Source organism: Planotetraspora mira, from assembly GCF_016863275.1.
GTDB lineage: Bacteria > Actinomycetota > Actinomycetes > Streptosporangiales > Streptosporangiaceae > Planotetraspora > Planotetraspora mira.
This window is the reverse complement of record NZ_BOOO01000059.1, coordinates 1-21647: the sequence shown is the minus strand read 5'-3', so window position 1 is coordinate 21647 and position 21647 is coordinate 1. Positions and strand designations below refer to the sequence as shown.

Here is a 21647-nt window from a genome sequence, read left to right as displayed (position 1 = left end):
GGCTATTCCTCACGGCCTAATTTCGAAAAACGCCGAAAAGAATTCCGATCCCGTTCCATTGGGTGTATGGACCGTGCCACGCCGTAGTCCTGCGTCGTGTGCAGCCCCGAGCCCTCGCCGTGCCCCGGGCGGGCTCTGGACGGGCCTCGAAAGGGCTGATCACGATATTTCGCGCTTAAGGATCACCTGTTATCGTCAAGGTGACGATTAAGGAGGCGGTCATGGCGCTCACCGATCTGCTGGGACCCTTACTGGAGCCCGCATTCGCGTTCCGGGGCGTTTCCACGAGTTGGGCGGAAGTGCTCGGCTTCGCGTCGGGCGCTCTCACCGTTTGGCTCGTGGTCCGCCAGCACATCGCGAACTGGCCGATCGGCGTCGCCAACGTCGTCCTGCTGGGACTGGTCTTCCTCTCCGCCGGCCTGTACGCCGACGCCGCTCTGCAGATCGTCTACGTCCTGCTCGGGCTGTACGGCTGGTGGCAGTGGCTGTACGGCGGAGCCGGGCGGAGGAGGCTCTCGGTCACCCGGACCGGCCCGGCCGAATGGACCTGGCTCGTGTCGGCCGGCGTCGCGGCGACCGCCGCGCTCACGGCGGTCCTGGCCACGTGGACCGACTCCGCGGTGCCGTTCTGGGACGCCCTGACCACCGCCCTCTCCCTCATGGCGACCTACGGTCAGTGCCGGAAGCTGCTGGAGTCGTGGTGGTTGTGGATCGCCGTCGATGTGATCTACATCCCGCTCTACGCCTACAAGGGGCTCTACCTGACCGGCGCCCTGTACGTGATCTTCCTCGCTCTCTGCGTCGCGGGGCTGCTGGCCTGGCGCAGGGACATGGCCGCACAGCCGGTGGCGGTGGCGGCATGAACCCGACATTCGCCCACGGCCTCGTGATCGGCAAGTTCTATCCTCCGCACGCCGGACATCACCACCTGATCGACACCGCGGCCGGACGATGCGCCACGGTCACCGTCGTCGTCGCGGCGTCGAGCGTGGAGAGCATTCCGCTGGCCGGCCGTACGGCATGGCTCAGGGAGGCGCATCCGCAGCCGAACGTCGTGATCGCTCCCGTCGTCGACGACGTCGACATCGACTACGACGACCCGGAGATCTGGACGGCCCACGTCGCCGTGTTCCGGCACGCGCTGGCGATGGCCCACGGCTCGGTTCCTGAGATCGACGCGGTCTTCTCCTCCGAGCCCTACGGCTCCGAACTGGCGCGCAGGTTCGACGCCGTCCACGTCGACGTCGACCCCGCACGTGAGAGGCATCCGATCAGCGGCACCGAGGTCCGTGACGACCCGGTGGCGGCATGGCACCGGCTCCGCCCCGCGGTGCGGGCCTTCCTCGCCCGCCGTGTCGTGGTCGTGGGAGCCGAGTCGAGCGGCACCACGACACTCGCCAGGGCGCTGGCGGCGAGTTTCGCCGCGCGCGGCGGTGCCTGGGCCGCCACCCGCTGGGTCCCCGAGTACGGCAGGACCTACTGCGAGGAGAAGCTTGCGGTGGCCCGCCGTACGGCGAAGAAGAACGGCGAACCCGAACCATGGCTGGATGATCTGCCGTGGGAGTCGGCGGAGTTCACCCTGATCGCCGAGCGCCAACTCGCCTGGGAGGACGCCGCGGCCCGGGTGGGTTCCCCGCTGCTCGTCTGCGACACCGACGCCCTGGCCACCTCCGTCTGGCACGAGCGTTATCTCGGCTCCGGATCGCCCGAGGTCGTTCGGATGCACGAGCGGGCACGGCACGATCTGTGGATTCACACGTCCGTCGAAGGTGTGCCGTTCGAGCAGGACGGCTGGCGGGACGGCGAGCTCATCCGTGAGCACATGGACCGGCGCTTCCGGCGCACCCTGCGGGAAAGGCGCCTGCCGCATGTGATCGTCACGGGTTCGCCGGACGAACGGCTCGCGAGAGCCGTACGGGAGGTCGACGCGCTGCTGGCGAAAGGCTGGGGGTTCACGCGCCCGCTCACCGCCGAGACGTGAGCCGTTTCCCCGCTTGCCGAAGATCCCGCGATGGACGCACGTGGTCTCCGGATGCGCGTGTCATTTCGAGAAATGGGTGGGAAAAGCGGCTAGCTTGTCCACCTATGGGCAGGCGATGGGTGGGACCTGACGGTTTCGAGATCGTGCCCGCGGATCGCTGCGGGCGCCAGGTCCTCCGCGTCCGGCGCGGGGGCATGCTCGTCGCCGACTGCCTGTCCGTCGAGGAGGTGGCCCGATTCGTCGATCTGGCCGACCTCTGCGAAGTGATCCCTCTTCCGCGTGCGGGGGGCGATCTGCGGACCGCCGTCCGTTAGTCGCCGGTGCGTGAGGCGTAACCCCTCTAACGTCAGGGAAACAGAGACCTGAGGGGGAACCAATGCGCCTGTCTGCCGCACCCACGACGGTGTCGATCTCCAAGGCGCGCCGTTTCGCGGCGTTGTGCCTGCTGACCGCGTGCCTGACGGTGCCGGCCATGACGTCGTGCGGCTCTCCCGGCTCGGCGACCGGTGCGGAGGACGGCGCGGAGACGCCGATCTACGTCCTGAACTTCCACGGCGCGGAGGAGGGCCGGAGCGACCAACGGCCCGGCGACCTGACGCTCTCGGAGTTCAGCACGCTCAACCAGGTGGTCTGGCAGAGCTGGGGGCCCACCCGGGCGGCCGGAGCCGGGAAACTGACCGGGACCTGGTGCCTGCCCGCATGCATGGACAGGCCGTACGAGGCCACGGTGACGCTGAGCAACGTCTCACCGGTCAGGGGCAAGGGCTACTTCACGAAGTACGAGATCACGGCGCAGGTGCCGGAGGACCAGAGGGACAGGGCCGACCTGACCGGCACGCTGCCGACCCCCTGAAACGGACTCCGGCGTGCCCGGAAAGGACTCGGAGATTGATTTCGCATCGGTCGTCGTGGACGTGTAAGGTTGCACCTGTCCGCGGTGCGAAAGCCCTTGCGGACGTGCCCCTATAGCTCAGTCGGCAGAGCGTCTCCATGGTAAGGAGAAGGTCAACGGTTCGATTCCGTTTGGGGGCTCTGGCACAAAAGTCCTATCCGATCCAATTCGGGTGGGGCTTTTGGCTTGGTGGGGGTCTCTCCATCTGTGGCACCCGATCATGGTTTGCTCGCGCGTGCGCGGGTGCCGTACAGGTCGGGTATCCTTGCGTGGCCGGTCCCTGTTTTTCCGGTCCAGGCGGAGTAGCTCAGTCAGGCAGAGCAAGCGGCTCATAATCGCTGTGTCGCCGGTTCAAGTCCGGCCTCCGCTACTACCCCAGCCGGGTCCCCTCCTCGAAGGTGATCAGGCCGGGGTTGTCCAGTAGTCCCGAACGCAGAAAGGCACTCCCACGTGGCTGCCACCGACGTTAGGCCTAAGATCACGCTGGCCTGCCAGGAGTGCAAGCACCGCAACTACATCACGCGGAAGAACCGGCGTAACGACCCGGATCGGCTTGAGCTGAAGAAGTACTGCCCCAACTGCAAGTGCCACCAGGCGCACCGCGAGACCCGCTAAGCGTCATCTCTGCGGTCGTCCGGGGGGAAGTGCTACCCGGGCGGTTGGCTGGACGGGGTTTGAGGCATCACCTGTGTCCTTGGGACCGGGTGGGTGCCACCGGCCGCACCGAGACTCGTTGAGGCGTACAGCCGATCGAGTCGACGGGGACCTTCAGCGACACTTCAGGACATCTCAATACACACGACCGGCGGTCCTCTCGCGGGATCGCCGGTTTGTCATGTCCACATGAGTGCAGACCGTCATCTGCCGGCGACGGCCGACTGATCCCCCGGCCCCGCCCGTCGCTAGGGTTGAGTCGGCCGACGGGGGCGGTCAGCCGTCCCGCGACAGCCGAACCTTGTTCTGTTAGCGTCGGCCCCGACAGCTCTTCAGCCGCGAAGGAGCCCCACCTCATGGCTTTGAACCGCGATTTCGTCGGGCGGACATTCGAGGCGTCCGCTCCCTACGAGGTCAGCCGCATGAAGATCAGGGAGTTCGCCACCGCGATCGGTGACGACAACCCGATCTACCGGGACAAGGAGGCCGCCGTCGCGGCCGGTCACCCTGACGTGATCGCTCCGCCGACCTTCCCGATCGTGTTCAGCCTCTCGGGCGCGGGCAACGGGATCTCCGACCCCGGCCTCGGGCTCAACTACGCGATGGTCGTCCACGGCGAGCAGCGGTTCGAGTACCGCCGCCCGATCTACGCCGGCGACGAACTCGTCTGCACCTCGACGATCACGGAGATCCGCAGCGTCGGCCGCAACGAGTTCCTGACCATCCGCAGCGATGTCACCAGCACCACCGGCGAGCTCGTGTGCCAGGCCTACAACACCATCGTGGAGCGGGGAGGGGCGGCGTAACCATGGCTGCGACGATCAAGTACGACGAGGTACAGGTAGGCCAGGAGATCCCGGCCGTCGAGTACCAGGTGCGCCGGGTCAACCTCGTCATGTACGCGGGCGCCTCAGGCGACTTCAACCCCATCCACTGGAACGAGCGGCACGCGAAGTCGGTCGGCCTGCCCGACGTCATCGCGCACGGCATGTTCACCATGGCCGAGGGCGGCCGCTTCGTCACGGACTGGGCGGGCGATCCCGGCGCGGTCGTCGACTACGGCGTGCGCTTCTCGTCGATGGTGGTCGTTCCCGACGACGACCAGGGCGCCACCATCACGATCAGCGGGGTCATCGAGGACAAGCTCGAGGACAAGCGTGTCGTGGTCGCGCTCAACGCGCGGTCCGGCGACGCCCGGGTCCTGTCCAAGGCGCGGGCCGTCGTCCAGCTGTCCTGAGTCGATCATGGGGCCACTGCGACGTTTCCGGGACGAACGCGGCCCCGCGAGATCGTAAGCTGGCAGGGCCGTGGGATCGCCTCGGCGCTCCGCCCGGTCACGACGGCCGGGCGGTTTCCGATCTCCCTGAGGAATCCGATGGCTGACCGGCTGGCAGAGGTACGGCTCGGGCCGTACACCACATTGCGGGTGGGCGGACCCGCACACGCCTTCACAGAGGCCCGTACGCAGGACGAGCTGGTCGAGATCATCTCCGAGGCCGACAGGGAGGGCGAGCCGGTTCTGGTCCTCGGCGGCGGCAGCAATCTGGTCGTGTCCGACGAGGGCTTCGACGGCCTGGTGGTCCATGTGTCCAGCAAGGGAGTCGACCCCACGGACACCGATGATCGGATCCTGGTCACCGTCCAGGCGGGGGAGGACTGGGACGCCCTGGTCGCCCGATGCGTGGCGGAGGGCTGGTCGGGGCTCGAATGCCTGTCCGGCGTTCCCGGGCTGGTGGGCTCGACGCCGATCCAGAACGTGGGGGCCTACGGGCAGGACGTCTCGCAGACGATCGTCGGCGTGCGCGTCTACGACCGGATGACCGGTGAGATCAACGACCTCACCTCGGCGGAGTGCGGATTCGCCTACCGGCACAGCGCGTTCAAGGACGATCCGGGCCGTCACGTCGTGCTCGAGGTGACGTACGCGCTGGAGCGGTCGGAGACGTCCGGCCCCATCGCGTACAAGGAACTCGCCGACCGGCTGGGCGTGGAGATCGGCGCCCGGATGCCGCTCGCTGAGGTGCGGGAGGTCGTGCTCGGGCTGCGCCGGGGCAAGGGCATGGTCCTCGACCCGGCCGACCCCGACACCCGCAGCGCCGGGTCGTTCTTCACCAACCCGATCCTGAGCGCGGAGCAGGCAGCCGACCTGGAGTTGCGTGCCCCGGGACACCCCCGATGGGACGTGCCCGGCGGATCCGTCAAGATCCCCGCGGCCTGGCTGATCGAACACGCCGGCTTCCCCAAGGGCTACGAACGGGGAGCCGTGCGGATCTCGACCAAGCACACGCTGGCCCTGACCAACCCGTCCGGCGAGGCGAGCGCCCAGGACCTGCTCGCCCTGGCGCGCGAGGTCCGCGACGGCGTGATCGAGAAGTTCGGCGTGACGCTGGTTAACGAGCCCGTGCTGGTCGGGATCACCCTCTGACCGGTACCGGAAGCCGGGCATTTGCCTCCTGCCGGTAGACTCCTACAGAACCATCCGAAGGGGAGTAGTCCACAATCCACTGATCGACACACTGGCCCGAGCCTTTCCGGCTCGAACGGCCCGGTCGTGGAGCCCATGCGGCGGACGAGACTTTCGGCCCGACAGCCATGCTGCCGGGCCGAAGCCATGCCCGGACTCCCCCGGGTGAGGATCGCCGGCCCGGTCGCGCATGAAGAAAGGCGACCTGTGCAGGCGTTCTGGATCTCTCTGTTCGTGATCTTCGTGGCAGAGCTCGGCGACAAGAGCCAGCTCATGGCCATGACCTTCGCGACCCGATTCAAGCTCTTACCCGTGCTCACGGGCATCACGATCGCCACGGCGCTGGTCCACCTCGTGAGCGTGGGCCTCGGCGGCCTGATCGGCGACAATCTCCCCACCACCGCGATCTCCATCGCCGCGGGAATCGCGTTCCTGGCCTTCGCCGCGTGGACGCTGCGTGGAGACAAGTTGACCGAGGAGGAGCGGAGCAAGGCCGCCAGGGCACGGCGCACGGCCGTCTTCGCCGTCGGGATCGCGTTCTTCCTCAGTGAACTCGGCGACAAGACCATGCTGGCGACCATCACGCTGGCGACGCAGCACGGCTGGTTCGGCACCTGGATCGGCTCGACCGTCGGCATGGTGGCAGCGGACGCCCTCGCGATCCTCGTGGGGCGCCTGCTCGGCAAGCATCTGCCGGAGAAGTGGATCCGGTACGGCGCGGCCGCCGCGTTCGCCGTCTTCGGCGTGATCCTGCTGGCCGAGCCGTTGTTCGCCTGAGCCGTCGTTCGCCTGAATCGTTGTTCGTCCTACCGAGGTTCGCCTGAGTCGGCGTCAGCCCAGCAGGGAGAGGCGGTGCGCGGCCGCCGCCGCCTCGCCCCGGCTCGAGACGCCGAGCTTGGGCAGGATGTTCGACACGTGAACGCTGGCGGTCTTGGCCGAGATGAACAGCTCGGCCGCGATCTCGCGGTTGCTCCGTCCCGCCGCCACGAGTCGCAGGACCTCCACCTCACGTGGCGTCAGCAGAATCTGCTCATCGCGGGCGGCCTGCCGTACGGACTCGCCGAGCGGGTTCCCGACACGGCGGGCCAGGGCCTCGATCTGCGTCACCAGCGGAGTCGCCCGCAACGAGACGGCGAGAGGGTGAGCCTCGCGGAGCCGCTCGCACGCGCCGTCGCGGTCACCTGAGGTGGCGGCGTCGCCCGCGGCGTGGAGGAGCGCCTTGCTCCGGGCGTAGGGACGCCCGAGCCGCTTCCACGCCGCTGCCGCGGTGTCGAATTCACCCTCGTAGATCAGACGGAAGGCCCCGCTCACGGGCCCGTCGCTCTCCATGCCGGCCGCCAGCAGGTCGCCTCTGGCACGCACGGCGGCGGCTCGGGCGCTGTCACTGGGCGCCGCCGCGTCGCAGGCGAGCCGGATGGAGGCGAGCAGCCGCCAGCCCAGCATGGCCTTCTGCGACAGGGGCGGGTTCGTCAGCGCCACCTCGGCCACTTCGAGAGCCTTGAGCGGCTCGCCCCTGAACAGGTGCCAGGCCAGGCGCAGGCGGGTGTTGTAGATCCACTCTTGGGTCCACAGCGTGGGGAGGGGAGCCAGGGCGCCCACCTCGGCCAGGCTGTTCTGGGCCACGTCGTCCTCGCCCCTGGCGATCGCGATGTCGGCCCTGACGCGCAGCAGATGCCACCGGTTCCGGAGTGACGGGCCCATCTTCATGGCCTCGTCTACGAGCTCGATCACTTCGTCCCACCGGCCGAGGGACTCCAGCGCCTCCGCCCGGTTGTTGGCGATGAAGACCCCCTGATGGCGGTACCTGCCGTACTGCCGGGCGAGCTTCTCACCCTCGATGGCGAGCGCGACGGCGTCTTCCGAGCGGCCCAGGTTGTCCAGCGCGTCCACGTTGTTGCCGAGTGCGCGGAGTATCACGCGGGCCGACTTCAGCCGTGTGCCGATGGCCAGCGCGCGTTCGTTCGTCGCGAACGTCGTCTCGAGATCTCCCGAGATCGAGTGGCCGAGCGCCAGGTTCATCAGCAGGTCGGCCTCCTGAACCTCGTGCCCTCGTTCACGTGCGACGCACAGCGCCTCTTCGGTGACCGCGGTCCCCTCGACCACCTGGTTCGACAACATCAGCTCCGAACCGAGCCGAGCGAGCACCAGGGTCCGCATGTCACCGGGAAGCGGGACGAGACTCTCCGCATGCCGGAGATCGTCGAGAGCGCCCGGCTTGCCCCGCTGCTGCTTGATGTTGGCCATCCGCACCAGGAGTTCGGCCACACGCTCGGGCGCGTCCCGCTCGTCGAGCTCGGCCAGGGCGCCCCTGACGAACTTCATGCTGCGTTCCATGTCCCCCGACACGTGCGCCGCCTCGGACGCGCGTTCCAGCACCGTGATGTGGTCCACGCCGATCCGGTCGGCGGCGTCCGGGACCTTGTTCCACAGGGTCAGCACGCGTTCGAGGAGCTGGATCTGCTCGGTGTAGGCGAACGACTTGGCCGCCTTCTGGGCCGCCTCCCACGCGGAGATCAGGGCCCACAGGTCATCGCGGGCGGAGTACCAGTGATGGGCGATCTCGATGGCCGCCCGGCCATGGGGAACGAGCCTGCGGTCCCTGTCGATCTCCTCGGCGTAGCGCGCGTGCATCCGCGCATGCTCTCCCGGGAGCAGTTCGTCGTGGACGGCCTCGCGGATCAGGGCGTGCCGGAACGCGTAGGCGCCGCCGTCCGCCACCTGGAGCACGTTGGCCGCGATGGCGGGCCGCAACGCGTTCTCGAGGTCGATGTCCGACAGGCCGCTGACGAGCGCGAGCAGCGGTTGCCCGACGCGGATGCCGCCGGCGGCGGCCGTCCGCAGGACTCGTTGCGTCTCCTCGGGGAGCCGCTCGACGGATCCGATGATCAGGTCGTGCAGCGAGTCGGGGAACGAGCAGTCGTCGACGTGCTCGAGAAGCGCCTCGACGAAGAGCGGGATGCCGCCGCTGCGCTCGAAGACGTTGTCGACCCTGGCGAACTCGGGGGCGACGCCGAGGATGCCGGCCATCTGCGCGGCGACCTCGTCCTGGGTGAAGCGGGGCAGATCGAGACGGATGACGCCGTCCACCCGGACCAGTTCCGCCAGGACGGGCCGGAGCGGGTGGGTCCGGTGGAGCTCGTCGGACCGGTAGGTCATCACCATGAGAACGGGAGACGTCCTGAGGTTGCGGCTCAGGAACGCGATGAGGTCACGGCTCGACCGGTCCGCCCAGTGGATGTCCTCGATGAGGAGGATCAGCGGCCGCCGTTCCGCCAGCCGTTCCAGCAGGGTGAGGATCAGCTCGAACAGCCGCGCCCTGGCGGAATCGCTCTCCTCGTCGCTGCTGGGCTCGCCGAACTCGGGCAGCAGCCTGGCCAGCTCGCGTGCCGCCCCCTCGGGGAGGAGAGCGGCCACCTCGCCCGCGCTGGTCTCTCTGACGAGTTGGCGCAGGACCGCGGTGAAGGGGGCGTAGGCCAGACCCTCCGTGGACAGCTCCACGCAGCCCCCGATGAGCACGTGGGCGCCGTCCTGGGCGGCCTGTTCGGCGAACCGGACGGTCAGGCGTGTCTTCCCCACGCCTGCCTCGCCGCCGACGAGAACGGCTGACGTCGCCTGCTTGCGGGCCTGTTCGAAGGCCTCGTCCAGGGTCCCCAGTTCCGCGCCCCGCCCGACGAAGACAGGGCTCACCGCACGGCGCGTCATGTCATTCAGCATTTCATGCCCTCTGTGATGCTTCCCCTGATTTATCAGGCGATGAAGCGCTTACTCACCGATGCCCCCGTGTGCGAACTCTGCGGATCCCGTTTCATCCTGGTCGCGGAGCTTCACGGTGGCCGCAAAGCCCGGCCGGGAGGGAGGCTCCGGCCGGGCTTTCGAACGCGTCTCATGAGGTGGTGGTCTTGCCGAACACGCCGCGACGGCGGTGGCCGTCACGCTGGCGCGCCTTCTGGGCCGCCTTCGCCTGGCGGGCGCGACGGTGGTCGGCTGCCTCCTCCTGGAGGTCGGCCACCCGGTTGATGATGAGCTGGTACTGAAGCTCGGGACCCATTTCGGTGTCTCCTTGTGTGGTCTCTTCTCTTACAACTCAAGGTTCGGTCTAAGGCCCCCACCCCCACATCGGGCGGATGCCTTATCTCCGGCACGACCTGAGGCGTAGGACGCCTAAGGCATGCGTACGGGCGCCTTAGGCGGGCAGCGGAGATCACTTCGGGCCAGATGTGCCAAAAAACTCAGGGGAGGCTCGGCTGTGGTCAGTTTGGAATCATTCGGGCTGGTCGGCGATGCTGGTGCAGTGTCAACTACGACTACTCCGCTCGCGGAGGTCGCCGCTTCCAACTCGACGCTGCGGGCGTTCCTGCATGGCCTACCCGGTGTGGACCGGGTAGGCGCGGACGCCCGGGCTGCGATGCTGGGAACGCGATCGATCAAGACCACGTCCAAGAAGCAGGCCATCGACCTCGCCATCCGGATGGTGGACCTCACGACGCTCGAGGGTGCCGACACCCCGGGCAAGGTGAAGGCCATGTGCGCCAAGGCGATTCACCCCGACCCGACCGACCTCTCCGTCCCCTCGGTCGCGGCGGTCTGCGTGTACCCCGACCTGGTCGCGACAGCCGTACAGGCTCTGGGCGGTTCCGGGGTGAAGGTCGCCTCGGTCGCCACGGCGTTCCCGAGCGGCCGGTCGTCGCTGGAGGTGAAGGTCGCCGACACGGCGCTCGCGGTCGCGGACGGCGCGTCCGAGATCGACATGGTGATCGACCGCGGCGCGTTCCTCTCAGGGGACTACCTCAAGGTCTTCGAGCAGATCGCGGCGGTCAAGGCCGCCTGCGGCAGCGCGCATCTGAAGGTCATCCTGGAGACGGGTGAGCTCTCGACGTACGACAACGTGCGCAGGGCGTCCTGGCTCGCGATGATCGCGGGCGCCGACTTCATCAAGACCTCGACGGGAAAGGTGTCGCCGGCCGCGACCCTGCCCGTCACGCTCGTCATGCTGGAGGCGGTCCGCGACTTCCTCCGTACGGCGGGCAGGAAGGTCGGCGTGAAGCCCGCGGGCGGCATCAGGACGACCAAGGACGCGATCAAGTATCTGGTGCTGGTCAACGAGACCGCCGGCCCGGACTGGATCGATCCCGACTGGTTCAGGCTCGGAGCCTCGTCGCTCGTCAACGACCTGCTCATGCAGCGCCAGAAGATGGCCACCGGCCGGTACGCCGGGCCCGACTACTTCACCCTGGACTAAGGCGGCCATCCATGTTCGAGTACGCACCCGCGCCGGAGTCGCGGGCAATCGTCGACATCAAGCCGTCGTACGGCCTGTTCATCAACGGAGAGTGGGTCGAGCCCCTCGGTGAGGGCCGCGAGAAGACGGTCAACCCGGCCAGCGAGGAGGTGCTCGCCGAGATCGCCGTGGCGAGCGAGGCCGACGTCGACCGGGCGGTCCAGGCCGCGCGCAAGGCGTTCACCGGGTGGTCGGCCATGCCCGGATCCGAGCGGGCCAAGTACATCTTCCGGATCGCCCGGATCATCCAGGAGCGGGCCCGGGAACTCGCCGTCCTTGAGTCCCTCGACAACGGCAAGCCGATCCGCGAGTCGCGCGACGTGGACCTGCCGCTGGTCGCGGCCCACTTCTTCTACTACGCGGGATGGGCGGACAAGCTCTCCTACGCCGGGTTCGGTCCCTCTCCCCAGCCGCTGGGCGTGGCGGGGCAGATCATCCCGTGGAACTTCCCGCTCCTCATGCTGGCGTGGAAGATCGCGCCCGCGCTCGCGTGCGGTAACACGGTCGTCCTCAAGCCCGCCGAGACCACGCCGCTGACGGCGCTGGCCTTCGCGGAGATCTGCCGGCAGGCCGACCTGCCTCCCGGCGTCGTGAACATCGTGACGGGAGCGGGGGAGACGGGCGGCGCGCTCGTCCGCCACCCCGACGTCGACAAGGTGGCCTTCACCGGCTCCACCGAGGTCGGCCGTCTGATCGCCCGTTCGGTCGCCGGATCGCGCAAGAAGGTCACGCTGGAGCTCGGCGGCAAGGCCGCCAACATCGTCTTCGAGGACGCGGCGCTGGACCAGGCGGTCGAGGGCATCGTCAACGGCATCTTCTTCAACCAGGGCCACGTGTGCTGCGCGGGCTCGCGTCTGCTGGTCCAGGAGTCCGTCGCCGACGAACTGCTGGAAGCGCTCAAGCGGCGGCTGTCCACCCTGCGGCTCGGCGACCCGCTGGACAAGAACACCGACATCGGTGCGATCAACTCGGCCGCCCAGCTCGCCAAGATCCGGGAGCTGTCGGAGGCGGGGGAGGCCGAGGGGGCCGAGAGGTGGTCGCCTGCGTGCCCGATCCCCGACAAGGGGTTCTGGTTCCCGCCCACCATCTTCACCGGGGTCGCCCAGTCGCACCGCATCGCCAGGGAGGAGATCTTCGGCCCGGTGTTGTCCGTGCTGACGTTCCGTACTCCCGCGGAGGCGATCGAGAAGGCCAACAACACGCCCTACGGACTGTCGGCCGGCGTCTGGACCGAGAAGGGCTCGCTGATGTTGTGGATGGCGTCCCGGCTCCGGGCCGGCGTCGTCTGGTCCAACACGTTCAACAAGTTCGACCCCACGTCGCCCTTCGGCGGCTACAAGGAGTCCGGCTACGGTCGCGAGGGTGGACGCCACGGTCTGGAGGCCTACCTTGCACTATGACGACTTGTGTGACGATCGCAGGCGCCGCCGCCGCGCGCGCCGCATGACCGCAGGGGCAGGCGACGGCTACTCGCGTGCTCTCCGTTCCCCCCGCTTCGCCGTACGGCACGGCTGGTTCGCCCACCGGGGCGGCGTCTGCCGGTGCGGTCAGACCTACCAGCCGGCTCGTCCACTCCAGATTGGATCCTTCGATGAGTGAGCGCCTGGCCGTGCGCAAGACGTACAAGCTGTTCATCGGCGGCGCGTTTCCGCGATCCGAGAGCGGAAGGTCCTATGTCGTGAGCTCCTCGAAGGGTGAGTTCCTGGCGAACGCGTCCAAGGCCTCTCGTAAGGACGCCCGGGAGGCGGTGGCCGCCGCGCGGAAGGCCTTCCCCGGCTGGTCCGCCGCGACCGCGTACAACCGCGGTCAGATCCTCTACCGCGTCGCGGAGATGCTGGAGGGGCGCCGCTCGCAGTTCGTGGCCGAACTCGTCGACGCCGACGGCGTGGGCGTGCGGAAGGCCGGCGAACTGGTGGACGCGGCCGTGGACCGGCTCGTGTGGTACGCGGGCTGGTCGGACAAGATCGGCGCGATCCGGGGATCGGCCAACCCGGTGGCCGGGCCGTACTTCAACCTGTCCAGCACCGAGCCGACCGGCGTGGTCGCCGTGGTGGCCCCTGAGGCCGGCCCGCTGCTCGGGCTGGTCAGTGTGATCGCTCCGGTGATCGTCACGGGCAACACGTGTGTGGTGGTCGCGTCGGAGCGGGCGCCGCTGCCGTCGATCACGCTGGCCGAGGTGCTGGCCACCTCCGACCTGCCCGGGGGTGTGGTCAACATCCTCACCGGCTCGGCCGCCGAGATTGCGCCATGGCTGGCGGGCCACATGGACGTCAACGCCATCGATCTGACCGGCGCCGACGGGGAACTGGCGGTCACGTGTGAGGAGGCGGCGGCGGAGAACCTCAAGCGTGTCCTGCGTCCGCCGGCCGCCAAGGTCGACTGGCTGGCCGATCCGGGTACCGAGCGCATGACGGCCTTCCTCGAAACGAAGACCGTCTGGCACCCGATAGGCACCTAAGGCTCCCTCTCCCCCTTGCGCGTGATCATGCACAGGTTCGGAGAGTGATGGGCTGACCTGGCCAAATCCTGGGCGTGATCATGCACAGGTTCTTGGGTAGTGGCGCTGGCCTGCGGAAACCTGATTCGTGATCATGCGCAGATTCGTCAGCGGGTGGTCTGACCTGGCGTGATGTTTTTCGTGATCATGCAGTGTGCGGCTTGCTGCATGATCACGGAGAGGATTTGCGCAGGTGGGCGTGGCTGTACGCGAATCTGTGCATGATCACGGTCGGAGAATGCCCAGGTCGGCCCGCATGATCTCGAACCCGTGCATGATCACGGCCAGAGAATGCGCAGGTCGGCGGGCACTTTCCCGAACCTGTGCATGATCACGGCCAAGGGGGGAGGGTGGGGCGCGGGTCAGCCGCGGAAGATGAGCTCGGCCACGGTGACGCGATAGTGGTATCTGGTTCTGACGCCCATGACCATCGTCAGCCACGTGTCCTCATTTATCCGGTACACAGCCCGTTCTTGCGGGAGCGCCGGGTGCTTGGGCGAGTGCGACATCGCGAGCTCGTGGGCGATCGCCCGTGCCTCTTCGCGTTCGCCCTTGACCTCGTAGATGTCAGAGATCCGCCACTCCCTGCGGTCGGCGCCGCCGATGTTCTCCTCGATGAGGACACGCCACTGGCTCATGCGTGTGATCATGCCTGGTTCGTACGGTTCTCACACGCGGACGCTCGGGCATCACGCGATTCCGAAGGCGGTTACGCGTCCTGAAGGGCGGTTACGCCTTCTGAAGGGAGAGGAGCAACTCCGCGTTCGAGCCGGTGCTCTTCATCGTCGCGAGGAACGGCTCGAGTGTGCCCTGGTCGTGCAGGGCCTTGCGCAGCTTCCACAGGAGGGGCAGTTCGGCGGAGTCGACCAGGAGGTCCTCTCGCCGGGTGCCTGAACCGGTGACGTCCACGGCGGGGAAGACCCGCTTTTCGGACAGGCTCCGGCTGAGCCGCAGCTCCATGTTGCCGGTGCTCTTGAACTCCTCGAAGAGGTTGTCGTCCATCTTCGATCCGGTCTCGACCAGCGCGGCCGCCAGGATGGTGAGCGAGCCGGCGCCCTGAAGGTTGCGCGCGGCGCCCAGCACACGCTTGGGCGGGTGGACGGCCCGGACGTCGATGCCGCCGGTCAGGATCCGCCCGCCGCTCGGCGCCGTCATGTTGTACGCCCGGCCGAGCCGGGTGATCGAGTCGATCAGCATGACCACGTCGTGTCCGAGTTCGACGAGCCGCTTGGCCCGCTCGACCGCGAGTTCGGTGACGGTGATGTGGTCCGTGGCGGGACGGTCGAAGGTGGAGGCGATGATCTCCGCCTGGACGGTCTCCCGCATTTCCGTGACCTCCTCAGGCCGCTCGTCGACGAGCACGATCATGAGGTGGCATTCGGGGTGGTTGGTGATGATCGCGTTCGCGACGGCCTGGAGGAGCATGGTCTTGCCGGCCTTGGGAGGGGCCACGATCAGGCCGCGCTGTCCCTTGCCGATGGGCGCCAGAAGATCGATGACCCGGGTCGAGAGCACGGTCGGCCCGGTCTCGAGGCGGAGTCGTTCGGTGGGATGAATGGGGATGAGATCGGCGAAGTCGGGCCGAGCCTGGCCGGGCGGCAGGCCGTTCACCGTCTCGATGCTGATCAGCCTGCCGTTCTGCGCGGTGCCGTCGACGACGTCTCCGTTGCGGAGCCCGTAGTCGCGTACCAGTGCGGACGGCACGGAGACGTCCTTCGGTCCCGGGAGGTAGCCGCCGCCGCGGATGACGGGGCTCTTCGTGACGCCGTCGAGCAGGCCGCTGATGGTCGTCGGTTCGGCGGTGGGCCTCGCCGTACGGCCTGCCCTGTTCGCGTCGGTGGTCTTGGCCGCGGGTCGTGATCCGTTCCTGGACCTGGTCCTGGATGTGGGCCGCGGGATGGTGTCGGGTGTGGTCATGGTGGGTTCCTTGTCTCGGGGGGTTCGTGCAGGCGGCGTCACTCGGACCGCTCGTGGTCACTCGGACCGCTTGTGCGACCCGGCGGCTTCATGGGCCGCCTGGCGACGCTCTGCCTGCGTGGCGATGGCACCGGTTGCGTCGGTGGTTCTGAGCACTGCGGGCGTCGCCGTACGGCGGAGCGCGTCGACGTGCCTGGGTACGGCCCGGTTCTCGTGCATGATCACGCAAGGAGAAATGGCAGGTCACAATAGAGACCGACGAACTTGCGCATGATCACGATGCAGGAAAGCGCAGGTCAGTTCATATGATCGCGAACTTCTGCATGATCACGCCCGAGAGGCGGGTGAAGAGGGTAGGTGCATGTGCCTGATATCAGGCCAGAACCATGCGACCTACGCTCAAGATAACACGGCAGGGGGCCCGGGGATTCCCGGGCCACGCCGACGATTTCGGATCAGCGCGCCTGGAGGGCATCCAGGGCGACGGCCATCGCGATGATCACGCGCCGGTCGATGCGCGGGTCGTGGATCTCGATGAGGTACCGGTCGCGCAGCCCCCACTGACGGTTCACGGAGAAGGCGATCGAGGCGCCGACGCTGAAGTCGAAGTGGTACGGCAGCCACGACAACGAGTCGGCGAACCTGCGCAGCACGGCCACGACGAGGTGCCGCTCCTGACCGGTCATGGTCGGCAGTCCGGGCTGCTGGACGTGCCATGTCGAGCGCAGCAGCGACTTGGCGAAGTCCTTCCGGAAGGAACCGATGTCCACTCCCGTGTCGTCCGTGACGTCGTACTCACCGGCGAGGTCCATGATCTTGCGGGCCTTGAATCCCGCGAGCGTCTGCTGCCGCGACTCGTCCGTGAAGAGGGTCACCTGTTCCTTGAGCGTCATCCGCTTCTGCTCGGCGAATGCCACGACGGGCCCTTCCGCTCCGGAAGGATCGGCAACGTGAACGACATATCTGTTCACCATCATGGTGATCTTCTGACGCAGGATGAGCCGGTTCTGCGCCTGGAGGTGTGAAATATCCATGTGATCTCCAAAGACGGTGTGACCACACCCTATATGGGCTGGGCCAGAGGGAGATCACCGGTGAGATAGCGCTGAACGGCGGGGGCCACGCAGGCCACGAGTTCCTCACCGCCGAGTGAGGCGATCGGTTCTACGTTCAGCACATAACGGGTGAAAGCGATCCCGATGAGATGTGATCCGGCGAGCATGCCCCGGGTCTCCGCGTTGTCGACCCCGAGTTGTTTGGCGAGAGGCTGGAGCACCTCGCTGGTGATGAACTCCTTGAGCATTCCGGCCGCCGCCGGAGACGACGAGGCGGAGCTCATGACCGCCCGCAGTTTGGGGCCGTGCTCCGGACTCTCCCAGAGCGAGAGATAGCGACGCACCAGTCGCTCGCCGAGCCCTGCGGGGTCGCCCTCCATGGCCTCGCCCAGCTCGCGAAGGGGCAGGCCGCTCGCCCTGATGGCGGCGTCGAACAGGCCGTCCTTGTTGCCGAAGAAGTGCATGACCAGCGCCGGATCGACGCCGGCCGCGCGCGCGACCGCCCGGATCGTCGTCCCGGCGTAACCGCCTTCGGTGAAGGCCTCGACCGCCGCGTCGAGGATCGCCTCCCGCGTCTGGGGCGATCCGGGACGCCGCCCGCTCCTGCTTTCCATGAGGGCTATTCAACCATGTTGAATTCATCTATCGTGAAGTCAACGTTGTTGAAGTCAACGCATGGAGAATTACGATGTGCAAGCTGATCGCGATCATCGGAGCGGTCACCGTCCTGGGAATGGTCTTCGCGGCCTCGTTCCTGGGCGCGCTCCACCAGCCCGAACCGCATGACGTGCCCGTAGCGGTCGTCGGGCCGTCCCAGGGGGCCGGCCAGATCGACGCCGCCCTCGACGCCAAGGCGCCCGGCGCCTTCTCGATCACGCCGTACGCCGACGAGGGGGCCGCCAGGAACGCTCTCGCCGATCGGGAGGTCGACGCCGTCCTGATCCCGCAGGCGGGGAAGCTCGTCGTCGCGAGCGCCGGAGGCCGTACCGGTGCGACCGTGATCACGCAGGTCTTCCAGGCCGCCTCGCAGGCCCAGGGCCGGTCGCTCGTCGTGGAGGACGCGATCCCGCTTCCTCTCGGCGACGCGGGCGGCATCTCGGGGATGTTCTACGTGCTCGCCCTGGTGATCCCCGGCATCGCGGTCGCCGTGCTGATGTTCCAGGTCGCGTCCGGGCTCGGCCTCGCCGGCCGACTCGGCGTGCTCGCCGCGGCGTCCGTCCTGGTCGGTACGGCGAACGCCTGGTTGTCCGACGTGGTCTTCGGCGCTCTTCCTGGCCGGTTCGCGGCTCTGGTGGCGGTGTCCGCCGGGGTCACGCTGGCCATCGGCCTGGTGTCGGCAGGACTCATGAGGGTCGTCGGCGCTCCGGGGGTCGGGCTGGCGGCGCTGCTGTTCATCCCGATCGGCCTGCCCGCGAGCGGCGGCCCGCTCGGCGCCCACTTCATTCCGGAGTGGTACGCCGCCGTGGGTCAGGTTCTGCCGGTCGGCCAGGCCGCCGAAGCCATCAAGAACGTCGTGCACTTCGACGGCGCGGCGCTCGCGCTGCCGCTGCTCGTGCTCGGAGGCTGGGCCCTCCTCGGCCTCGTGCTGCTGGCCGTGCCGCGCCGGCGGGCGGAGATCGTCGCGGTGCCCGTCCTGGTGGCATGACGGTCCACCTCGGCAGGTCTCCCCGCCTGGTCGACGGGAGAGCTACGTCACCTTGCGGCCTCACCAGGAATAGAGCCGCAGCCCAAATGGCTCATCGCTGGTGAGGAGTCCATTCCGGCTTGCCGGAACTCGGAAATCTCAGGCGGGGCAACTGCCGCTGATCCGGCATCGCCCCGCCATCGCGTCAGGGCGACGATGCACTGGGAAGCACATGATGCGGCGTCGCCCGCGCGTGCCGTAGAGGAAAGAAGAAGTGGTGAACATGCCTCGTTGGGCGAGATGGGCACTGGGGGGCGCCGCCGTCGGCCTGGTGCTGTCCGTCGTCAAGAGCGGGCTCCCCGACCCCGACGAGATCTGGCGTGCGATGACGGGACTGAACGCCGGCTGGCTGGCCGTGGCCGTGCTGGCGCAGATCTTGTCGATGGGCACCTTCGCGCGGCTGATCCGCCGCCTGCTCATGCTCGGCGGAGCGCACCTGACCGTCTCGCGGGCCGTCGCGCTGACCTACGCACGCAACGCGGTGTCCAACTCACTTCCGGCGGGGCAGGTCGTCGGCATCGCGTACGCCACCCGGCAGTTCGCGCGGCTGGGTGCGGCCAAGCCGTTGATCGCCGCGACCCTGGTGCTGAGCGGTGTGTACTCGACCGCGGCGTTCGTCGTGCTCGGGACGGTCGCCGTGCTGGGAGAGCCCTCTATCCGACCGGCGGCCGCAGGCGTGCTGGCGCTCGTGCTCGTGGTCGTCGTGGCCCTTGCGCGGTTCCGGCCCAGAGGGTTCGCCGGCTGGCTGGACCGCCGTTTCCCCAAGGTGCTGGAGCAGATCCGCGCCGCGCGGCACGCCGTCACGATGGCGCGCCGTGACCGGCTGATGCTCGCCGGGCTCGCGCTGGCCAACTGGCTGCTCGACGTGGCCTGCCTCGCGGCGGTGTGCGCGGCGGCGGGCGTGCACATCGGCCCGCACACGGTGCTGCTCGGCTACGTCGCCGCCAAGGCGGCCGCGGTGTTGCTTCTGATCCCCGGTGGCCTGGGGATCGCGGAGATCGGGCTGGCCGCCACGCTGATCAGCGGCGGCGTCACGGGTGGCGCGGCCGCGGCCGTGGTGCTGCTGTACCGGCTGATCTCCTACTGGGGCGTCCTCGTGGCCGGCTGGGCCGCGTGGCTGCTGCTCCTCGACGGTCTTCGTGCCCGGCTCGGGGCCGGTGGGCACTGGTTCTGGGATGCGTTCGTCCGCTGGTCCATGACACTGAGCCCGTGCGCCCCGTACGCCTATCGGGATCGTTAGAGGAGCGGCACCGGTGGGGGCGGGTCAGGGTTTTATCAGGGTTCTCAGTGGAACAGGTGTCTCTCGCCGGTTCGTTGAACCGGCGACGAAAGGGGTCACCGATGTACCGGTCCAGAGAACACAGGATGATCGCCGGAGTGTGCGGTGGCATCGCCGAGCGCTACGGAATGCGGCCCACGACGGTGAGGCTGCTCTTCCTGCTCTCCTGCATACTGCCGGGTCCGCAGTTCATCCTCTACCTCATCATGTGGGTCGCCGTTCCCAAGGCTCCCGCGAGGCAATACCACTGAGCCGTGCAGCGGTTTCCAGAGGGCGCGGGGCCCTGCCGCGGCATGCCGTACCGGCGCTTATGCTCGCAGGTGGAAAGGTGACGTGACGATGCGCGAACGACCTCTGGTGCTGATCAAAGACGACCTCGTCGACTATGAGAAGGCCATGGAACGCATGGACGGCCTGGTCGAGGAGCGACAGAACGACGAGCGGCCGGACACGCTCTGGCTGCTCAGCCATCCCGCGGTCTTCACCGTCACGAAACGCACCCTCGAGTCGCACCTCCCCAGCCCGTCGTTCGGCATCCCCGTCGTGCAGACGGGCAGGGGCGGCCAGCTCACCTATCACGGTCCCGGACAACTCGTCGGATACCTGATCGTGAAGCTGCGCACGGGCGAGGGCGTCGTCGACTACATCCGCGAGGTGGAGTTGCGGCTGGTCGAGGCGCTCGGAACGCTCGGCGTCCCGGCGGAGCGCCGCGACACCCCGCCGGGATCGGAGTTGCTCACCGGTGTATGGACCAAGGACACCGTGCGCAAGATCGTCTCGGTCGGCATGCGCGCGAGCCGTTCGGTCACCAGCCACGGCTTCGCCCTCAACGTCGACGGCGACCTGAGCCCCTGGGAGCTGGCGATCCCCTGCGGGATGCCCGATGTGGACATGACATCCGTGGCCCGCGAGATCGGGCAGACGTCCATGGACGAGGCCCGTCTCGCCGTGGCCCGGGCGTTCGAGGCCTCCTGAGGGTCCGGGCAGGCTCTTTCGAAATGCCGGAGCCGCTGGGCATCATGGAGCGATGGATCTCCACTACTACGACACGCTCATAGCGGTCGCCGACGACTGCCCGGTCGACGGCGCCGTGGTGCCCGCCTTGAGGGGCGGCAAGAAGACGGTCGCCGTGATCCAGTTCGACATGATCTCCGGTGCTCCCGGCGGCTTCACGCAGGAGGACGTCCTGTTCGAGACGTGGCTGCGGCGGCAGGAATCGGACGCGCCGTCGGCGTCCGAGCGCGCGGAGTTGCGTGCTCGCCTCTTCTCCAGGTCTCAGGCCTGCCTCAGGGCCTCGCCTCTGCCCAAGAAGTACGGCTGGGGCCTGCTCTTCGACGCCGCGGGCCGGGTGACGCTTTGCCCGATGGGGTCGGTGGAGTACAAGGAGATCATCGCCGGCGAGGTGCCAGGCATGACGGTCCTCAAAGCTATGCGGTCCAAGCGCGCTTAGGTTTGTTCGTATTCGGCAATGCTGCTCGACCGGGCACGTAGGCGTGGTGTGGGGGCTCGCGGTGTGGCGGGTTTGTGGCGCGAGGTGTTTGCGGCGCGAGGTGTTTGCGGCGCGAGGTGTTTGCGGCGCGAGGTGTTTGCGGCGCGTTTTGGAAATATCTGGATTTGTCCGGGCGTGATTGACGTCGGCGTGCGGGTTTCCGCCTCGTCATTGCGAGATCTGTTGATTATTCATCGTGCGTCATGGTGATGGCGCACGTTCATGGTGATGTCGCACGTCAGAGACGATGATCGCGTCCAGGTTTCGATTCCGCGGAGCGGATGCGCGCGATGATGTCAGGCACCGCTTCTGCGCGGCATGCGTGGTGTGTGCGGCGTACGGTCGGACATTCACGACGATTTACTTATATTCCATAGAAATATATCTAATTCCCTCTCGCGGATTACTTCTAATTACTCATTGGTATTGGTTGTCCGGCGCTCATTCTCGTGAAATG

At 67.8% G+C, this 21647-nt stretch carries 24 protein-coding genes and 2 tRNA genes; 19 read left to right on the top strand and 7 right to left on the bottom strand.

Going from position 1 to position 21647, the window contains the following annotated elements; all coding sequences use genetic code 11:
- Nucleotides 1-221 precede the first annotated feature (221 nt).
- From pnuC to Pmi06nite_RS40555, 11 genes are all read left to right on the top strand, one after another.
- Nucleotides 222-863, top strand: a complete 642-nt coding sequence (pnuC, locus tag Pmi06nite_RS40605) for a nicotinamide riboside transporter PnuC (RefSeq protein ID WP_203958583.1) — start codon at nucleotides 222-224, stop codon at nucleotides 861-863.
- On the top strand, nucleotides 860-1981 hold the full coding sequence (locus Pmi06nite_RS40600; RefSeq protein WP_203958582.1) for an AAA family ATPase: 1122 nt from the start codon (nucleotides 860-862) through the stop codon (nucleotides 1979-1981). Before pnuC ends, Pmi06nite_RS40600 begins: the two co-directional genes overlap by 4 nt.
- A gap of 104 nt (nucleotides 1982-2085) precedes the next feature.
- Complete coding sequence (locus tag Pmi06nite_RS40595) at nucleotides 2086-2295, top strand: transposase (protein WP_203958581.1); 210 nt, start codon at nucleotides 2086-2088, stop codon at nucleotides 2293-2295.
- A 62-nt stretch (nucleotides 2296-2357) separates the two neighbouring features.
- Nucleotides 2358-2834, top strand: a complete 477-nt coding sequence (locus Pmi06nite_RS40590; protein ID WP_203958580.1) for a hypothetical protein — start codon at nucleotides 2358-2360, stop codon at nucleotides 2832-2834.
- Between the two features lie 106 nt (nucleotides 2835-2940).
- Nucleotides 2941-3013 (top strand) — tRNA-Thr (locus tag Pmi06nite_RS40585).
- A 156-nt stretch (nucleotides 3014-3169) separates the two neighbouring features.
- Nucleotides 3170-3243: transfer RNA gene (locus Pmi06nite_RS40580), tRNA-Met, on the top strand.
- A gap of 80 nt (nucleotides 3244-3323) precedes the next feature.
- A complete protein-coding gene (gene rpmG, locus Pmi06nite_RS40575; RefSeq protein ID WP_203881979.1) occupies nucleotides 3324-3488 on the top strand; it encodes a 50S ribosomal protein L33 in 165 nt (54 codons plus the stop codon).
- A gap of 395 nt (nucleotides 3489-3883) precedes the next feature.
- Nucleotides 3884-4333 (top strand): MaoC family dehydratase N-terminal domain-containing protein, encoded by a 450-nt coding sequence (locus tag Pmi06nite_RS40570; RefSeq protein ID WP_203958579.1) that lies wholly within the window; start codon nucleotides 3884-3886, stop codon nucleotides 4331-4333.
- Between the two features lie 2 nt (nucleotides 4334-4335).
- A complete protein-coding gene (locus Pmi06nite_RS40565; RefSeq protein WP_203958578.1) occupies nucleotides 4336-4764 on the top strand; it encodes a MaoC family dehydratase in 429 nt (142 codons plus the stop codon).
- Nucleotides 4765-4902: 138 nt separating this feature from the next.
- Nucleotides 4903-5952, top strand: a complete 1050-nt coding sequence (locus Pmi06nite_RS40560) for a UDP-N-acetylmuramate dehydrogenase (RefSeq protein WP_203958577.1) — start codon at nucleotides 4903-4905, stop codon at nucleotides 5950-5952.
- A gap of 246 nt (nucleotides 5953-6198) precedes the next feature.
- A complete protein-coding gene (locus Pmi06nite_RS40555; protein ID WP_203958576.1) occupies nucleotides 6199-6768 on the top strand; it encodes a TMEM165/GDT1 family protein in 570 nt (189 codons plus the stop codon).
- A 54-nt stretch (nucleotides 6769-6822) separates the two neighbouring features.
- Here the strand turns inward: Pmi06nite_RS40555 and Pmi06nite_RS42840 are convergent, their stop codons facing one another.
- Both Pmi06nite_RS42840 and Pmi06nite_RS40545 read right to left on the bottom strand, forming a co-directional pair.
- Entirely contained in the window at nucleotides 6823-9693 is a 2871-nt protein-coding gene (locus tag Pmi06nite_RS42840; RefSeq protein ID WP_275409660.1) for an ATP-binding protein, read from the bottom strand.
- Nucleotides 9694-9874: 181 nt separating this feature from the next.
- On the bottom strand, nucleotides 9875-10039 hold the full coding sequence (locus Pmi06nite_RS40545; protein ID WP_203958574.1) for a hypothetical protein: 165 nt from the start codon (nucleotides 10037-10039) through the stop codon (nucleotides 9875-9877).
- A 243-nt stretch (nucleotides 10040-10282) separates the two neighbouring features.
- Here Pmi06nite_RS40545 and deoC point away from each other — a divergent pair, with 243 nt between their 5' ends.
- From deoC to Pmi06nite_RS40530, 3 genes are all read left to right on the top strand, one after another.
- Nucleotides 10283-11230 (top strand): deoxyribose-phosphate aldolase, encoded by a 948-nt coding sequence (deoC, locus tag Pmi06nite_RS40540; protein WP_239114548.1) that lies wholly within the window; start codon nucleotides 10283-10285, stop codon nucleotides 11228-11230.
- Nucleotides 11231-11241: 11 nt separating this feature from the next.
- Nucleotides 11242-12669, top strand: a complete 1428-nt coding sequence (locus Pmi06nite_RS40535) for an aldehyde dehydrogenase family protein (protein ID WP_203958572.1) — start codon at nucleotides 11242-11244, stop codon at nucleotides 12667-12669.
- A gap of 191 nt (nucleotides 12670-12860) precedes the next feature.
- Nucleotides 12861-13727 (top strand): aldehyde dehydrogenase family protein, encoded by an 867-nt coding sequence (locus tag Pmi06nite_RS40530; protein WP_203958571.1) that lies wholly within the window; start codon nucleotides 12861-12863, stop codon nucleotides 13725-13727.
- 401 nt (nucleotides 13728-14128) lie between these two features.
- On the opposite strand, the gene Pmi06nite_RS40525 is transcribed toward Pmi06nite_RS40530, so the two are convergent.
- The 5 genes from Pmi06nite_RS40525 to Pmi06nite_RS40505 form a co-directional block, all read right to left on the bottom strand.
- Nucleotides 14129-14404 (bottom strand): hypothetical protein, encoded by a 276-nt coding sequence (locus Pmi06nite_RS40525; protein ID WP_203958570.1) that lies wholly within the window; start codon nucleotides 14402-14404, stop codon nucleotides 14129-14131.
- Nucleotides 14405-14495: 91 nt separating this feature from the next.
- Nucleotides 14496-15683, bottom strand: coding sequence for a transcription termination factor Rho (gene rho / locus Pmi06nite_RS40520; RefSeq protein ID WP_203958569.1), 1188 nt, complete (start codon nucleotides 15681-15683; stop codon nucleotides 14496-14498).
- Nucleotides 15684-15740: 57 nt separating this feature from the next.
- Nucleotides 15741-15902 carry a hypothetical protein gene (locus Pmi06nite_RS40515; RefSeq protein ID WP_203958568.1) on the bottom strand — a complete coding sequence of 54 codons (162 nt, stop codon included), beginning with the start codon at nucleotides 15900-15902 and terminating at the stop codon, nucleotides 15741-15743.
- Between the two features lie 236 nt (nucleotides 15903-16138).
- Nucleotides 16139-16717, bottom strand: coding sequence for an LURP-one-related family protein (locus Pmi06nite_RS40510; protein WP_203958567.1), 579 nt, complete (start codon nucleotides 16715-16717; stop codon nucleotides 16139-16141).
- A gap of 29 nt (nucleotides 16718-16746) precedes the next feature.
- Entirely contained in the window at nucleotides 16747-17352 is a 606-nt protein-coding gene (locus Pmi06nite_RS40505) for a TetR/AcrR family transcriptional regulator (RefSeq protein WP_203958566.1), read from the bottom strand.
- Between the two features lie 74 nt (nucleotides 17353-17426).
- Between Pmi06nite_RS40505 and Pmi06nite_RS40500 the strand changes: the two genes are divergently transcribed.
- The 5 genes from Pmi06nite_RS40500 (at nucleotide 17427) to Pmi06nite_RS40480 (ending at nucleotide 21151) form a co-directional block, all read left to right on the top strand.
- Complete coding sequence (locus tag Pmi06nite_RS40500) at nucleotides 17427-18383, top strand: hypothetical protein (protein ID WP_203958565.1); 957 nt, start codon at nucleotides 17427-17429, stop codon at nucleotides 18381-18383.
- 262 nt (nucleotides 18384-18645) lie between these two features.
- Nucleotides 18646-19662, top strand: a complete 1017-nt coding sequence (locus tag Pmi06nite_RS40495; RefSeq protein WP_239114549.1) for a lysylphosphatidylglycerol synthase transmembrane domain-containing protein — start codon at nucleotides 18646-18648, stop codon at nucleotides 19660-19662.
- Between the two features lie 101 nt (nucleotides 19663-19763).
- A complete protein-coding gene (locus Pmi06nite_RS40490) occupies nucleotides 19764-19952 on the top strand; it encodes a PspC domain-containing protein (protein ID WP_203958563.1) in 189 nt (62 codons plus the stop codon).
- Nucleotides 19953-20040: 88 nt separating this feature from the next.
- On the top strand, nucleotides 20041-20676 hold the full coding sequence (gene lipB / locus Pmi06nite_RS40485; protein WP_203958562.1) for a lipoyl(octanoyl) transferase LipB: 636 nt from the start codon (nucleotides 20041-20043) through the stop codon (nucleotides 20674-20676).
- A gap of 52 nt (nucleotides 20677-20728) precedes the next feature.
- Entirely contained in the window at nucleotides 20729-21151 is a 423-nt protein-coding gene (locus tag Pmi06nite_RS40480) for a DUF6157 family protein (RefSeq protein WP_203958561.1), read from the top strand.
- Nucleotides 21152-21647 lie beyond the last annotated feature (496 nt).